The following is a 12,696-nucleotide window of genomic DNA, read 5'->3' on the forward strand; positions in this document are numbered from 1 at the left end:
GGCTGTGCGGATGCGGGGCCGTTCCCCGCCTCTCACCCTTGCGTCGAACGGCACCGGGCGCATTCGACACGGTCCGGGAAGTTCTTCGGAGATTTTTTTAGACGTAGTCGTCCAGGCGGGCCACCGCGAACCCCTGCTCCTGGATGTGGCGGAGCATGTTGGCCGTCATCTCCGTCATGGTGTGGCCCTTGAGCTCGCTCTTGCCCCGGAAGTGGGCCAGGATGATGTCGCCGGGGTGGAGCTTCTTGTCGCCGCGCTGGTACTGCATGTTCTGGATCTGCATCGACTCGCGCCACAGCACGATGGTCTGGAGGCCGCACGCCTTGGCGGCCGTGCGGGTGGCCTCGTTCCAGTTGCCGTACGGGGGACGGAAGAGCCGGGGGGCCGTGCCGTACTCCTTGGTCAGCTTCTCCTGCTGGCCGCATATCTGGCGGTGCTGCTGCGAGGGGCTCTCGGTGCGCATGTTGGGGTGCGTCAGGGTGTGGTTCTGGATGGTGTTGCCGAGCTGCTGGAGCGGCTTGAAGTAGCCCTTGTCGCTGCTGATCACCGCGTCCGTCAGGAACATCGTGAAGGGGATCTTCAGGTCCCGCATCATCTCGACGAACTTGGGGTCCTTCTCGGCGCCGTCGTCGAACGTCAGGAAGACGATCTTCTGCTTGGTCGGTACGTCACTGATCACCGGGACCTCGCCGGCCTTGCGCTTCACCGGCTTCTCGGCGGGCGGCGCCGGGGCCGGGGCCAGCGGCTTCAGCCCCCACTTGCGGTACGCGGCGGCGCTCGCGGACCCGTTGTCGTCGCCCTGCGCCGGGTCGGAGGCCGGGGGCTTGCCCGCGGCGGTGCCGCCGCCGCTCTTGGCGGGCCCGTCCCCGGAGCCGCCCGGGGACCCGCCGGAGGAACAGCCGGTGGCCAGCACCGCGCCCGCCAGGAGGAGTGCCGCCGCCGTCACGCTCTTCTGCTTGCCCACTAAACCAACCGCCCGTGCTGCCGAACCGATACGCCCCCTGCGTACAGGTCGATGCGTAATTCAGGCGGAGGGTTCCACTCCGGGCTCGCTCGGCTGTTCCACGCCCAGCGATTCGAAGCGCCAGCGGTGCACCGGCCGGGCCGCCAGAGCGCCCGGCGGCTGCGGCAGCCCGGGGAGCTCGGCGTCCGGCTCCGCCTCCCACCAGGTGATCACGAGGACCCGGTCCTGCGGGGCGGCGAAGACCTCCCGGCGCACCGGCGCGGGCGCGAGCCGCTGGGCGCGGGCCCAGGCCAGCAGCTCCGCGCCCCGGCCCTCGGCGGCCCGCGCCTCCCACATCAGGGCGACCGTCACGAGTACAGGTTCTCCTTGCTGACCTCGTGCACATGGTCGTGGTCGTGGCCGTGCCCGTGCGCGCCCGGCACGTGCGGGTCGGTCACCGGCAGCGAGGAGTCCGCCGACAGCTCCAGGTCCGAGGCGGGCCGGTTGCGGGCCACCATCTCGGCGCCGAGCGCGGCGACCATCGCGCCGTTGTCGGTGCAGAGTCCGGGCCGGGGCACCCGCAGCCGGATGCCGGCCCGCTCGCACCGCTCCTGGGCGAGCGCGCGCAGCCGGGAGTTGGCCGCCACCCCGCCGCCGATCATCAGATGGTCGACGCCCTCGTCCTTGCAGGCCCGGACGGCCTTGCGGGTCAGCACGTCGACCACGGCCTCCTGGAAGGAGGCGGCCACGTCACGGACGGGCACCTCCTCGCCCGCGTTGCGCTTGGCCTCGATCCAGCGGGCCACGGCCGTCTTCAGCCCCGAGAAGGAGAAGTCGTACGCCGGGTCGCGCGAGCCGCTCAGGCCGCGCGGGAACGCGATCGCGTTCGGGTCGCCCTCCTTGGCGAGCCGGTCGATGACCGGGCCGCCGGGGAAGCCGAGGTCGAGGACGCGCGCGATCTTGTCGAACGCCTCGCCCGCCGCGTCGTCGATCGTCGCGCCCATGGGGCGCACGTCCGCGGTGATGTCGGGGGCGAGCAGCAGCGACGAGTGGCCGCCGCTGACCAGCAGCGCCATCGTCGGCTCGGGCAGCGGCCCGTGCTCCAGCTGGTCGACGCAGATGTGGGAGGCGAGGTGGTTCACCCCGTAGAGCGGCTTGCCCAGCGCGTACGCGTACGCCTTGGCCGCCGAGACGCCGACCAGCAGCGCGCCCGCCAGCCCCGGGCCCGCCGTCACCGCGATGCCGTCGAGGTCCTTCGCCGAGATCCCGGCCGTCTTCAGGGCCCGCTCGATCGTGGGGACCATCGCCTCCAGGTGCGCGCGCGAGGCGATCTCCGGCACCACGCCGCCGAACCGGGCGTGGGTGTCGACGCTGGAGGCGATGGCGTCGGCGAGCAGCGTCGTCCCGCGCACGATGCCGACGCCGGTCTCGTCGCAGGAGGTCTCGATACCGAGTACGAGCGGTTCGTCAGCAGCCATCAGTCAGTCTCTTCTGTTTCTCGGTCGTGTTCCTGGACGATCAGTCGCATCACGAGCGCGTCGACGTTGCCCGGCTGGTAGTAGCCGCGCCGGAAGCCGATGGGCTCGAAGCCGAAGCGCTCGTAGAGCTTCTGGGCCCGTGTGTTGTCCACCCGCACTTCGAGCAGCACCTCCTCGCATTCGAAGGCGGTCGCGTGCTTGAGCAGGTCGGTCAGGAGCCGGGCGCCCAGGCCCGTCCCCCACTGGTCGCGGGCGGCGGCGATGGTCTGCACGTCGCCGAGGCCGCCCGCCGCCGCCAGGCCCGCGTAGCCGACCAGCCGGCCCGGCCCGGTGGCGGAGCCGTCCTCGGGGACGGTCTCGGCGACCACGTAACGCCGGGTGGCGCCGGGGCCCCGGGCGTGGGCCAGCTCCGACCAGAACATCCCCGCCGACCAGGCGTCCTCGGGGAACAGCTCGTGTTCGAGCGCCAGCACCGGCTCTATGTCCCACCAGCGCATCTCGCGGAGCGCGACGGCGGTCACTGGGGGGTGACCACCTTGTAGTTCTTGGGCACCTGCGCGTCCGGGCGGCGCAGGTACAGCGGGGTCGGCGGCAGGAACTCGGCGCCCGCCGCGAGCCGCTCGGCGGCCAGCGACGCGAGGGCCGCCGCCGACTGGTGCTCGGGGGCGCGCCCGTCCGGGAACACCGCCGGGTACAGCACCGCGCCCGCGCCGACCGCCGGGACCCCGGCGACCCGCTCGGCGATGTCGTCGGGCCGGTCCACGGACGGCTCGCCCACCCGGGTGCGGAAGTCGTCGTAGCGGGCCCAGTAGACCTCTTTGCGCCGGGCGTCGGTGGCGACCACGAACGGCTCCTCGATGCCGGAGGCGTAGGCGAGGCCGTCGAGCGTGCACAGACCGTGCACCGGCACCCCGAGCACCGAGCCGAAGGTCGCGGCCGTCACCAGGCCGACGCGGAGTCCGGTGTACGGGCCGGGGCCGACCCCGACGACCACACCGGTCACGGCGTCGAGCTTCAGCCCGGCCTCTCCCAGCACCTGGTGGACGGCGGGCAGCAGCAGCTCCCCGTGCCGGCGGGCGTCCACCTGACTGGTCGCGGCGACGACCTCGGTGCCGTCGTGCAGGGCGACGGTGACTGCGGGGGTGGCGGTATCAACAGCGAGCAAGAGCACGCGAACAGCCTACGGCCACGGCGCCCGGGGCACGGCGTCCCGCCCCGGCCGCCCCCGGCTGCTACCGTCAGCCGCAGATATGACCGCAGGCTTGTAGACATCCGCAGATGTGTACGAACGAAAGGGGCAGCCGAGGTGGCAAGGAGCAGCTCGGGATTTGTGGCCGGGCTCACCGCGGCGGCACTCGCGGCGGTCGGCTTCCTCGCCTTCCAGGCGTCCGCGAACTCGCCGTCCGCCGCCGATCTCGCGGCGCCCGGCACCACCAGCTCGCCCGCCGCCGAGCCCCCGGCGTCGTCGGCTCCCAAGGGCAAGGTCCCGGCGAAGCCCTCGACCGCCCTGCCGGAGAAGTCCGGGGTCGGCCCGCGCGTCGTCTACTCGCTGAGCGCCAAGCGCGTCTGGCTGGTCGGCACCAAGACCCTCAAGGGCCTGGCGCCCAAGACGTTCGAGGTCATGCCGGGCACCGTCAGCCCCAAGCCCGGCAACTACGCGGTCACCTCGCGCTGGGGTCCCACCATGACCGGCTCGGACGGCGTGCAGGTCGAGCACATCGTGCGGTTCACCTCGGTGGACTCCGTGACGGTCGGCTTCAGCGCGGCCGTCGACGGCACGGTGGCGAGCCCGGACCCGAACAAGCGCACCGGCGGCATCCGCATGAAGCGCGCGGACGGCGACGCGCTGTGGACGTTCGCCACGATGGGCTCGAAGATCATCGTGGTGCAGTAGCCGGGCCCGTACCGCCCGCATCCCTACTGTCAGATACACCCGAAAGGGTGAGCCGGGTCAGGCGGCGCGGCGCCGCGGGCCCTTCTCCTCGGTGCCCGTCGGCGGCTCGGCGTCCTCGGGCGCGGCCGGCTTCGGCGGGGTGGACACCGCACTCGCGGCAGCGCAGGACGCCAGCAGATCGCTCATCGACACACCCTGCGTACGTCGCGGCTGCGCTTCGCGCTCCGGCACGGTCATGGCGGCCTCCCGGCTCCTGGAGAAGGCGTGGTTAGGTAGACCTAACCAGGTCTCTCCCACCATGTGACCACGCGCGGCGGGACCCGCGCAACATTTTGCCGACGGCTTGTCGGAACGTACGTGTCCCGCGCGCCCCGCCCCGCGCCCGCCGCTCAGAGGCCCTCGATCCCGGCCCCCCGCCAGCGCCCGCCGACCCCGCGCACGTCGACCGTGCGCCGGTCGTCGTCGGTCTCGCCGACCACCCGGTCGATCACCACGTGCAGCCGGTCCTCGGAGAGCTCCTCCACCTTGCCGTCGCCCCACTCCACGACCACCACGGAGTCGGGCAGCGAGACGTCGAGGTCGAGGTCCTCCATCTCGTCGAGACCGCCGCCCAGCCGGTAGGCGTCCACGTGCACCAGCGCGGGACCGCCGGTCAGGGAGGGGTGGACCCGGGCGATCACGAAGGTCGGGGACGTCACCGCGCCCCGCACCCCGAGCCCCTCGCCGAGGCCGCGCGTCAGCGTCGTCTTGCCCGCGCCCAGCTCACCGGTGAGCAGGACGAGGTCACCGGGGCGGAGCAGTTTCGCGATCCTGCGGCCCAGCTCCTGCGTCTCGGCCGGGGAGTCGAGGGTGAACCGGGTGGTGGCGTCAGTGGCCTGGCTGTGCGGTGCTTCCATACGTGCCAACGTTAGTCGCCTCCGGCACCGCGCCGACCCGCGTCAGCAGGTCCGCCAGCCGGTCGGTGACCGTCTCGGGGTGCTCCAGCATCACCAGGTGCCCGCCGTCCGGCACGATGACCAGCTCGGCGTCGGGCAGCAGGTCCGCGATCGACTCGCTGTGCGAGCTGGGCGTCACCAGGTCGCGGTCCCCCGCGAGCACCAGTGCGGGCACCTCGGCGAAGACCTGCAGCGCCGCTTCCTTGTCGTGGTCGTCGAAGGCCGGATAGAACTCCGCGACCACGTCGATCGGCGTCCCCTCGATCATCCGCTCGGCGAACCGGGCCACCGCCGGGTCCACGTCCCGGGACGAGAACGAGTACTTCTTGATCATGCCCGCGAACAGGTCGGCCGTGGCCCGCCTGCCCCGCTCCACCAGCTCCGCCTGGGAGCCGAGCGCCTTGAGGACCGCGGGCAGGACGCGGCGCACCGCGTTCACCCCGGCCACCGGCAGGCCGTAGCTGACCTCGCCGAGGCGGCCCGAGGACGTCCCCACGAAGGCCACGCCGACGACCCGGTCCCGGATCAGCTCCGGGTACTGGTCGGCGAGCGCCATCACCGTCATCCCGCCCATCGAGTGCCCCACCAGCACCAGCGGCCCCTCGGGGGCGGCGGCGTCCAGGACCGCCTTGAGGTCGCGGCCCAGCTGGTCGATGGTGACCGGGCGGCCCTGCGCCTGCGCCTCGCCGCGCGCCGAACGGCCGTGGCTGCGCTGGTCCCAGTGCACGGTGCGCACCACCCCGCGCAGCGCGGCCCGCTGGAAGTGCCAGGCGTCCTGGCTGAGGCAGAACCCGTGCGAGAAGACCACGGTGACCGGGGCGGGCGCCTTGCGGCCGAACAGCCGCCGCTTGCGCGGCCCGTTGGCCCGGTCCAGCGGCTCGACCTCGTCGGTCTCGTAGTACAGCTCGGTGCCGTCGTCCGCGTACGCCCGGCCCGGCGTGCCGCGCAGCGCCCCGTACGGGCCCGTGGCGTCCAGCGCCAGCCGGGCCCTCTTGCGCATGCCGCGCCCCACGGTCAGCCGCTCCACCGCGACCCCGGCCGCCGCGCCCGCCGCCACCACGCCTATCGCGGCCCCGGCCAGACCCGCCCGGCGCCAGCCGCCCGCGACCGCCCGCGCCATCTCCCCCGTGCTGGTCTCGCTCACCGTGCCGCTCCTTGGTGGTCCTGGTGCTCGTGCTGGTCCTGGCCGGGGTACGACCCGGCGGCCCGCCGGATCAGACCTCGGGGTCCTCGTTCACATAGACGCGCGGCACCCGCGAGGAGATCCGGGTGACGATCTCGTACGCGATGGTGTCCGCGGCCCGCGCCCAGTCCTCCACCGTCGGCTCGCCCCGGTCGCCCGGCCCGAACAGCACCGCGTCGGCGCCCGGCGCCACCTCGTCCCCGTCCAGGTCGACCACGAACTGGTCCATGGCGACCCGGCCCGCCACCGTCCGCACCCGGCCGCCGACCAGCACCGGCCCGCGCCCGGACGCATGGCGCGGGATGCCGTCGGCATACCCCAGGGGAACGAGTCCGAGCGTGGTCTCGCGCCCGGTCACGTAATGATGTCCGTAACTGACGCCGTGTCCGGCCGGAACCTGCTTGGCCAGCGCCACCGAGGCGGCCAGCGTCATCACCGGCCGCAGCCCGAAGTCCGCCGGGGTGCCGAGCTCGGGCACGGGCGAGACCCCGTACATCGCGATGCCCGTGCGCACCAGGTCGAAGTGCGACTCGGGGACGGTGAGGGTGGCCGGGGAGTTGGCGATGTGCCGCACCTCGGGCCGCACGCCCGCCTTCTCCGCGTACGCCAGCAGCTCGCGGAAGACGGTGAGCTGGGCGGCGATGGAGGGGTGGCCCGGCTCGTCGGCGCAGGCGAAGTGCGACCACAGGCCGGTGACCCGGACCTCGGGGGCGGCCAGGGCCGCCGCCACCAGCTCCGGCCAGTCGGCGGGCTGGCAGCCGTTGCGGCCGAGGCCGGTGTCGGCCTTCAGCTGGACGCGGGCGGTCCGGCCGGCCGCGCGGGCGGCCTCGGTGACCTCCCGCAGCGCCCACAGCCCGCTCACCGACACGTCGATGTCGGCCTCGACGGCCTCGCGCCAGGGGCCGCCCGGCGTCCACAGCCAGCACAGCATCCGGCCGCCGATCCCGGCCGCGCGCAGCGCCAGCGCCTCCTGCGGGGTGGCCGTGCCGATCCACTCCGCGCCCGCCTGGAGCGCGGCGCGGGCACACGGCAGCGCGCCGTGTCCGTAGGCGTCCGCCTTCACCACGGCCATGAGCCGCGCGCCGGGGGTACGGGCGCGCAGCGCACGGACGTTGGCGCGCAGGGCGGCCAGATCGATCTCGGCGCGGGCTCGCGTGTGCACTGTCTGAGTCATCGCGGTCATCGCGCCAAGTCTCTCAGAGCTGCGGCCCCGGCTCAGGAACCGGGCCTGTGCCCCCAGACGCGGACCGGGTCGCCCTTGCGCAGCGCGCCCCACAGGCGCTTGGCGTCCGCGTAGGTCAGGTTCACGCAGCCGCGCGATCCGACGGTCGAGTAGATGTTGTCGTAGATCGCGTGGAACGCCTGCCCGCCGCTGAAGAACTGGGCGTACGGCATGGGGGCGTGGTAGATCGTCGACCAGTGGTTCTTGTGCCGCCAGTACACGGGGAACGTGCCGGTGCGGGTGGCGTATCCGGGCCGTCCGCTGCGCACGGCGACCGGGCCGAACGTGACCTTCCGCCCGGTCTGCACCCACATCAGCTGCCGGTCGAGGTCGACGCAGGCGATCCGGCTGCCGCGGACCGGGCAGTGCCCGGCGGCGTTGGGGTTCGCCCGCGCGGCGAGCAGCCGCATCGTGCCCCAGGTGGCGGGCCCGGCGAAGCCGCTGGCGGGCCGGATGCCCCGGACCTGCTGGAACCGCCGGATCGCGGCGCAGTCGGCGGCGGACTGCCTGCCGTCCACCCGCAGCTTCAGCCACCGCTCGACCTGCCGCTGGTACGGCCCGGCCCGCCGGGTGCAGGCCGCGGCCCCGACCTCGGTCCGCGGCACGAACTCCACGACCCGCGCGGCCCCCGCCCCGGGCGCGACCGGCTCGACGGCCTCCTCGGCCCGGGTGGGCCGGTAGACGAGCGGGGGAAGCACCTGGTCGGGCGTGTCCATGGGAAACACGGGCTGCCCGGCGGCCCGCGCCACCCCCGGCACGAGCCCGTCGGTCCCGACCGCCTCCGGTACGGGGGCGGGGAGCGGCCCGGGGGCGGGCTGCCCGCCGGGCGCGGGGGCCGGGGCGCTCGCCGGGGGGCCGGGGCGCGGGGGCACGGGGTACGGCGCCGGATGCGAGGCGGCGGGGGCGGCGGCGCCCAGCCCGAGGGCGACGGCAAGGGCGAGCCCGCCCAGGAGCCGACCGGGTTTCCTCCGGCCGGGAGGAGCGAGGAGTCGTTCACACATGCCCCCAGCGAACCGCTCCCCCCGGGCGTGTCGCGGACGCCGCGCGGGTCGGGCCGGGGGGCGTCATCCGGGCGGGGTCATGGGGAGGGCAGGGGGTGCCGGGGCCGTACGGCGGGCGGCCGGGCCGTGGAGGAAACGGAGGGGCGGCCGAAGGGCTGTGGGCGCGGGAGCCCGGCGCCGGAGGGCAGCGGGCACGACCCCGGCGCCGACTGCCCGGCGCACGGGCCCCGGGGGCCGCGTGGCGAGCCGCCGGGCCGTGGAGGTGCGCGGCGGAGGGTGGCGGCCCCGGCGCCGGAGGGTGCGGGGTGTGCCCCCAGCCGTTCAGACCTCCTCGTTCACCCCCCGCCACGCCTCCCCCAGCGCCTCCGCCAGCGCCGAGGCCGTCAGGGGGGTGCCCGGGGTCGCCCGGCGGGCTGCCAGGCCGTGGAGGTAGGCGGCCGTCGAGGCCGCGTCGCGCGGGGGCAGGCCCGCTGCCAGCAGGGAGCCCGCCAGGCCGGACAGGACGTCGCCGCTGCCCGCCGTGGCAAGCCAGGGGGTGCCGGTCGGGTTGACCCGGACCGGGGTGCGGGCGTCCGGGTCGGCGACGAGCGTGGTCGAGCCCTTGAGCAGGACCGTCGCGCCGAACCGGTCGGCGAGCTCGCGCACCGAGGCCAGCCGGGCCGCCTCGACCCGCTCCCGGCCCACCCCGAGCAGCGCCGCCGCCTCGCCCGCGTGCGGCGTGAGCAGGGTCGGGGCCGACCTCGCCCGGACCGCCGCGGGGTCCAGGCCGCGCAGGCCGTCCGCGTCCACCAGGACCGGCACGTCGGAGGCCAGCACCTCCGCCGTGCCCGGCGCGTCCCCGAGGCCGGGGCCGACGACCCACGCCTGGACGCGGCCCGCCCGGGCCGGGGGGCCGTCGGAGACCAGCGTCTCGGGGTGCCGGGCGAGGACGGCGTCGGCGGCGTGCCCCACGTACCGCACGGCTCCGGCGCCACCGCGCAGCGCGCCCGCCACCGCGAGGACCGCCGCGCCGGGGTACCGCGCGGACCCCGCGACGATCCCGACGACCCCGCGCCGGTACTTGTCGCTCTCCCCCGTCGGCACCGGCAGCAGCCGCGCCACGTCGGCGTGCTGGAGCGCCTCGCAGTCCGGCACGGACGGCAGATGGGGTTCGAGCCCGATGTCGACGAGCCGGACCGCGCCGGTGCACCCGTGCGCCGGGTCGATCAGCAGCCCCGGCTTGTACGCCCCGAACGTGACGGTCGCGTCCGCCCGCAGCACCTCCCCCGCCACCTCCCCGGTGTCGGCCTCGACGCCGCTGGGCAGGTCGACGGCGACGACGAGGGCGCCCGAGCCGCGGGCCGCGCGGGCCACCGGCACGGCGTCCGGGCGCAGCCCGCCGCGCCCGCCGATGCCGGTGATCCCGTCGAGTACGAGATCGGGCGCGGCCAGTACGTCGTACGGGTCCTCGGCGACCGTGCCGCCCGCGCGCAGCAGCGCGGCGAGTCCGCCGGGGTGCGCCCGGTCGGGCGCCAGCAGGACGGCGCTCACCCCCGCCCCGCGCCGGGCCAGCCGGGCCGCCGCGTACAGCGCGTCGCCCCCGTTGGCCCCGCTGCCCGCCAGCACCACGACCCGGGCCCCGTACACCCGGCCGAGCAGGGTGGCGCAGGCGGCGGCGAGCCCGCCCGCGGCGCGCTGCATCAGCGCGCCCTCGGGCAGCCGGTCCATCAGCTCCCGCTCGGCAGCCCGAACGGTCTCCACGCGGTAAGCGATACGCATGGGCCCCACCCTTCCCAATCCGGGCCCCGGGTGCCACCCCGGGGCCGGGCCGTCACCCCTCCGCGATCACCACCGCCGACGCCACCCCGGCGTCATGGCTGAGCGAGACGTGCCAGCTCCGCACCCCGAGCTCCGCGGCCCGCGCCGCCACCGTCCCGCGCACCCGCAGGCGCGGCCGGCCGGTGGGCTCCACGTACACCTCCGCGTCCGTCCAGTGCAGCCCGGCCGGTGCGCCCAGGGCCTTGGCCAGCGCCTCCTTGGCGGCGAAGCGGGCGGCGAGCGAGGCGGTACCGCGCCGCTCGCCGCTCGCCAGGAACAACTCCTCGTCCACGAACAGCCGTTGCAGCAGCCCCGGCGTCCGCTCCAGCGACTGCCCGAACCGCTCGATCTCGGCCACGTCGATCCCGACCCCGATGATCATTCGACGGTGACCGACTTCGCCAGGTTGCGCGGCTGGTCCACCTCGTTGCCCCGGGCCGTGGCCAGCTCGCAGGCGAAGACCTGGAGCGGGACGGTCGCGACGAGCGGCTGGAGCAGCGTCGGGGTGGCCGGGATGCGGATCAGATGGTCCGCGTACGGCACGACCGCCTCGTCGCCGGTCTCCGCGATCACGATGGTCCGCGCCCCGCGCGCCCGGATCTCCTGGATGTTGGAGACGATCTTGTCGTGCAGGACCGAGCGCCCGCGCGGCGACGGCACGACCACGACGACCGGCAGATCGTTCTCGATCAGCGCGATCGGGCCGTGTTTCAGCTCCCCGGCCGCGAAGCCCTCCGCGTGCATGTACGCGAGCTCCTTGAGCTTGAGCGCGCCCTCCAGCGCCACCGGATAGCCCACGTGACGGCCCAGGAACAGCACCGTGTCCTTGTCCGCCAGCGAGCGCGCCAGCTCCCGCACCGGCTCCATGGTCTCCAGCACCTCGTCGACGTCGCGCGCGATCGACGCCAGGTCCCGGATCACCGCCCGGATCTCGTCGCCCCACTTCGTACCGCGCACCTGGCCCAGATAGAGCGCGACCAGATAGCAGGCGACCAGCTGGGTGAGGAACGCCTTGGTGGAGGCGACCGCGACCTCGGGCCCGGCGTGCGTGTACAGCACCGCGTCCGACTCGCGCGGGATCGTCGAGCCGTTGGTGTTGCAGACGGCCAGCACCTTGGCGCCCTGCTCGCGCGCGTGCCGCAGCGCCATCAGGGTGTCCATGGTCTCGCCGGACTGCGAGATCGCGATCACCAGCGTGCGCTGGTCGAGGATGGGGTCCCGGTAGCGGAACTCGCTGGCCAGCTCGGTCTCGCAGGGGATCCGCGTCCAGTGCTCGATCGCCAGCTTGGCGATCATGCCCGCGTGGTACGCCGTACCGCAGGCCACGATCACGACCTTGTCGATCTCGCGCAGCACCGAGGCCGGGATGCGCACCTCGTCGAGCGTCAGCGAACCCGCGCCGTCGATCCGGCCGAGCAGCGTATCGGCCACGGCCTTGGGCTGCTCGGCGATCTCCTTGAGCATGAAGTAGTCATAGCCCCCCTTCTCCGCGGCCGACGCGTCCCAGTCCACGTGGTACGACCGCACCTGTGCGGGAGCCCCGTCGAAGTCGGTGACCGTCACACCGTCCCGACGCAGCTCCACGACCTGGTCCTGGCCCAGCTCGATCGCGGACCGCGTGTGGGCGATGAACGCGGCCACGTCCGAGGCGAGGAAGGACTCACCCTCTCCAACGCCCACCACCAGCGGGGAGTTCCGGCGCGCCCCGACCACCACGTCCGGCTCGTCGGCGTGCACCGCGACCAGCGTGAACGCCCCGTCGAGGCGCCGGCACACCTGGCGCATCGCCTCGGCCAGGTCCTCGGTCGAGGAGTACGCCTCGGCCAGCAGGTGCGAGACGACCTCGGTGTCGGTCTCCGACGCCAGGGCGTGCCCGCGCCCGGTCAGCTCGTCCCGCAGCGCCGCGAAGTTCTCGATGATCCCGTTGTGGACGACCGCGACCCGGCCCGCGTTGTCCAGGTGCGGGTGGGCGTTGGCGTCGGTGGGGCCGCCGTGGGTGGCCCACCGGGTGTGCCCGATGCCGGTGGAGCCGCTCGGCAGCGGCCGGTCCACCAGCGCCTTCTCCAGATTGACGAGCTTGCCCGCCTTCTTCGCGGCGGCCAGCCCGCCGTCCGCGAGCACCGCGACCCCCGCGGAGTCGTAACCCCGGTATTCGAGCCGCTTCAGACCGGCGACGACAACATCGAGCGCTGACTGCGCTCCCACGTACCCGACGATTCCGCACATGGCCGCAGCCTACGACC

General features: G+C 74.5%; 14 protein-coding genes. 1 reads left to right on the plus strand and 13 read right to left on the minus strand.

Annotated elements, in window-relative coordinates; genetic code table 11:
* Window positions 1–97 precede the first annotated feature (97 nt).
* From AB5J87_RS14360 to tsaB, 5 genes are read right to left on the minus strand one after another with little or no spacing between them, the layout of a single operon-like run.
* On the minus strand, window positions 98–964 hold the full coding sequence (locus AB5J87_RS14360; protein WP_369376993.1) for a polysaccharide deacetylase family protein: 867 nt from the start codon (window positions 962–964) through the stop codon (window positions 98–100).
* Between the two features lie 60 nt (window positions 965–1,024).
* On the minus strand, window positions 1,025–1,315 hold the full coding sequence (locus AB5J87_RS14365) for a hypothetical protein (protein ID WP_369376994.1): 291 nt from the start codon (window positions 1,313–1,315) through the stop codon (window positions 1,025–1,027).
* On the minus strand, window positions 1,312–2,421 hold the full coding sequence (tsaD, locus tag AB5J87_RS14370; protein ID WP_369376995.1) for a tRNA (adenosine(37)-N6)-threonylcarbamoyltransferase complex transferase subunit TsaD: 1,110 nt from the start codon (window positions 2,419–2,421) through the stop codon (window positions 1,312–1,314). Before tsaD ends, AB5J87_RS14365 begins: the two co-directional genes overlap by 4 nt.
* Window positions 2,421–2,918: a GNAT family N-acetyltransferase gene (locus AB5J87_RS14375; RefSeq protein ID WP_369383526.1), complete on the minus strand. Its 498-nt coding sequence runs from the start codon at window positions 2,916–2,918 to the stop codon at window positions 2,421–2,423. The genes tsaD and AB5J87_RS14375 overlap by 1 nt, the downstream gene beginning before the upstream one ends.
* Before the next feature lie 20 nt (window positions 2,919–2,938).
* Window positions 2,939–3,592: a tRNA (adenosine(37)-N6)-threonylcarbamoyltransferase complex dimerization subunit type 1 TsaB gene (gene tsaB, locus AB5J87_RS14380; protein ID WP_369376997.1), complete on the minus strand. Its 654-nt coding sequence runs from the start codon at window positions 3,590–3,592 to the stop codon at window positions 2,939–2,941.
* Window positions 3,593–3,751: 159 nt separating this feature from the next.
* Here tsaB and AB5J87_RS14385 point away from each other — a divergent pair, with 159 nt between their 5' ends.
* Window positions 3,752–4,315: a hypothetical protein gene (locus AB5J87_RS14385; protein WP_369376998.1), complete on the plus strand. Its 564-nt coding sequence runs from the start codon at window positions 3,752–3,754 to the stop codon at window positions 4,313–4,315.
* Between the two features lie 57 nt (window positions 4,316–4,372).
* Here the strand turns inward: AB5J87_RS14385 and AB5J87_RS14390 are convergent, their stop codons facing one another.
* The 8 genes from AB5J87_RS14390 to glmS form a co-directional block, all read right to left on the minus strand.
* On the minus strand, window positions 4,373–4,552 hold the full coding sequence (locus AB5J87_RS14390) for a hypothetical protein (protein ID WP_369376999.1): 180 nt from the start codon (window positions 4,550–4,552) through the stop codon (window positions 4,373–4,375).
* Window positions 4,553–4,704: 152 nt separating this feature from the next.
* Complete coding sequence (gene tsaE, locus AB5J87_RS14395) at window positions 4,705–5,211, minus strand: tRNA (adenosine(37)-N6)-threonylcarbamoyltransferase complex ATPase subunit type 1 TsaE (protein WP_369377001.1); 507 nt, start codon at window positions 5,209–5,211, stop codon at window positions 4,705–4,707.
* Window positions 5,183–6,394, minus strand: a complete 1,212-nt coding sequence (locus AB5J87_RS14400) for an alpha/beta fold hydrolase (protein ID WP_369377002.1) — start codon at window positions 6,392–6,394, stop codon at window positions 5,183–5,185. Before AB5J87_RS14400 ends, tsaE begins: the two co-directional genes overlap by 29 nt.
* A 70-nt stretch (window positions 6,395–6,464) precedes the next feature.
* Entirely contained in the window at window positions 6,465–7,607 is a 1,143-nt protein-coding gene (gene alr / locus AB5J87_RS14405; protein ID WP_369383527.1) for an alanine racemase, read from the minus strand.
* A gap of 41 nt (window positions 7,608–7,648) precedes the next feature.
* Entirely contained in the window at window positions 7,649–8,656 is a 1,008-nt protein-coding gene (locus AB5J87_RS14410; protein WP_369377003.1) for a L,D-transpeptidase family protein, read from the minus strand.
* A gap of 321 nt (window positions 8,657–8,977) precedes the next feature.
* Window positions 8,978–10,414 carry an NAD(P)H-hydrate dehydratase gene (locus AB5J87_RS14415; protein ID WP_369377005.1) on the minus strand — a complete coding sequence of 479 codons (1,437 nt, stop codon included), beginning with the start codon at window positions 10,412–10,414 and terminating at the stop codon, window positions 8,978–8,980.
* 52 nt (window positions 10,415–10,466) lie between these two features.
* The gene (locus AB5J87_RS14420; protein WP_369377006.1) at window positions 10,467–10,835 is read right to left on the minus strand and encodes a holo-ACP synthase; all 369 of its coding nucleotides are present in this window, start codon (window positions 10,833–10,835) and stop codon (window positions 10,467–10,469) included.
* On the minus strand, window positions 10,832–12,679 hold the full coding sequence (gene glmS, locus AB5J87_RS14425; protein ID WP_369377007.1) for a glutamine--fructose-6-phosphate transaminase (isomerizing): 1,848 nt from the start codon (window positions 12,677–12,679) through the stop codon (window positions 10,832–10,834). The genes AB5J87_RS14420 and glmS overlap by 4 nt, the downstream gene beginning before the upstream one ends.
* Window positions 12,680–12,696 lie beyond the last annotated feature (17 nt).

Source organism: Streptomyces sp. cg36, assembly GCF_041080675.1.
GTDB lineage: Bacteria > Actinomycetota > Actinomycetes > Streptomycetales > Streptomycetaceae > Streptomyces.

Excerpts from the sequence above, each read along its gene's own strand:
- AB5J87_RS14415 (WP_369377005.1), bottom strand. The coding sequence starts at position 10,414 with ATGCGTATCGCTTACCGCGTGGAGACCGTTCGGGCTGCCGAGCGGGAG.
- tsaD (WP_369376995.1), bottom strand. The coding sequence starts at position 2,421 with ATGGCTGCTGACGAACCGCTCGTACTCGGTATCGAGACCTCCTGCGAC.
- AB5J87_RS14375 (WP_369383526.1), bottom strand. The coding sequence starts at position 2,918 with ATGCGCTGGTGGGACATAGAGCCGGTGCTGGCGCTCGAACACGAGCTG.
- AB5J87_RS14410 (WP_369377003.1), bottom strand. The coding sequence starts at position 8,656 with ATGTGTGAACGACTCCTCGCTCCTCCCGGCCGGAGGAAACCCGGTCGG.
- AB5J87_RS14390 (WP_369376999.1), bottom strand. The coding sequence starts at position 4,552 with ATGACCGTGCCGGAGCGCGAAGCGCAGCCGCGACGTACGCAGGGTGTG.
- AB5J87_RS14420 (WP_369377006.1), bottom strand. The coding sequence starts at position 10,835 with ATGATCATCGGGGTCGGGATCGACGTGGCCGAGATCGAGCGGTTCGGG.
- glmS (WP_369377007.1), bottom strand. The coding sequence starts at position 12,679 with ATGTGCGGAATCGTCGGGTACGTGGGAGCGCAGTCAGCGCTCGATGTT.
- tsaE (WP_369377001.1), bottom strand. The coding sequence starts at position 5,211 with ATGGAAGCACCGCACAGCCAGGCCACTGACGCCACCACCCGGTTCACC.
- alr (WP_369383527.1), bottom strand. The coding sequence starts at position 7,607 with ATGACTCAGACAGTGCACACGCGAGCCCGCGCCGAGATCGATCTGGCC.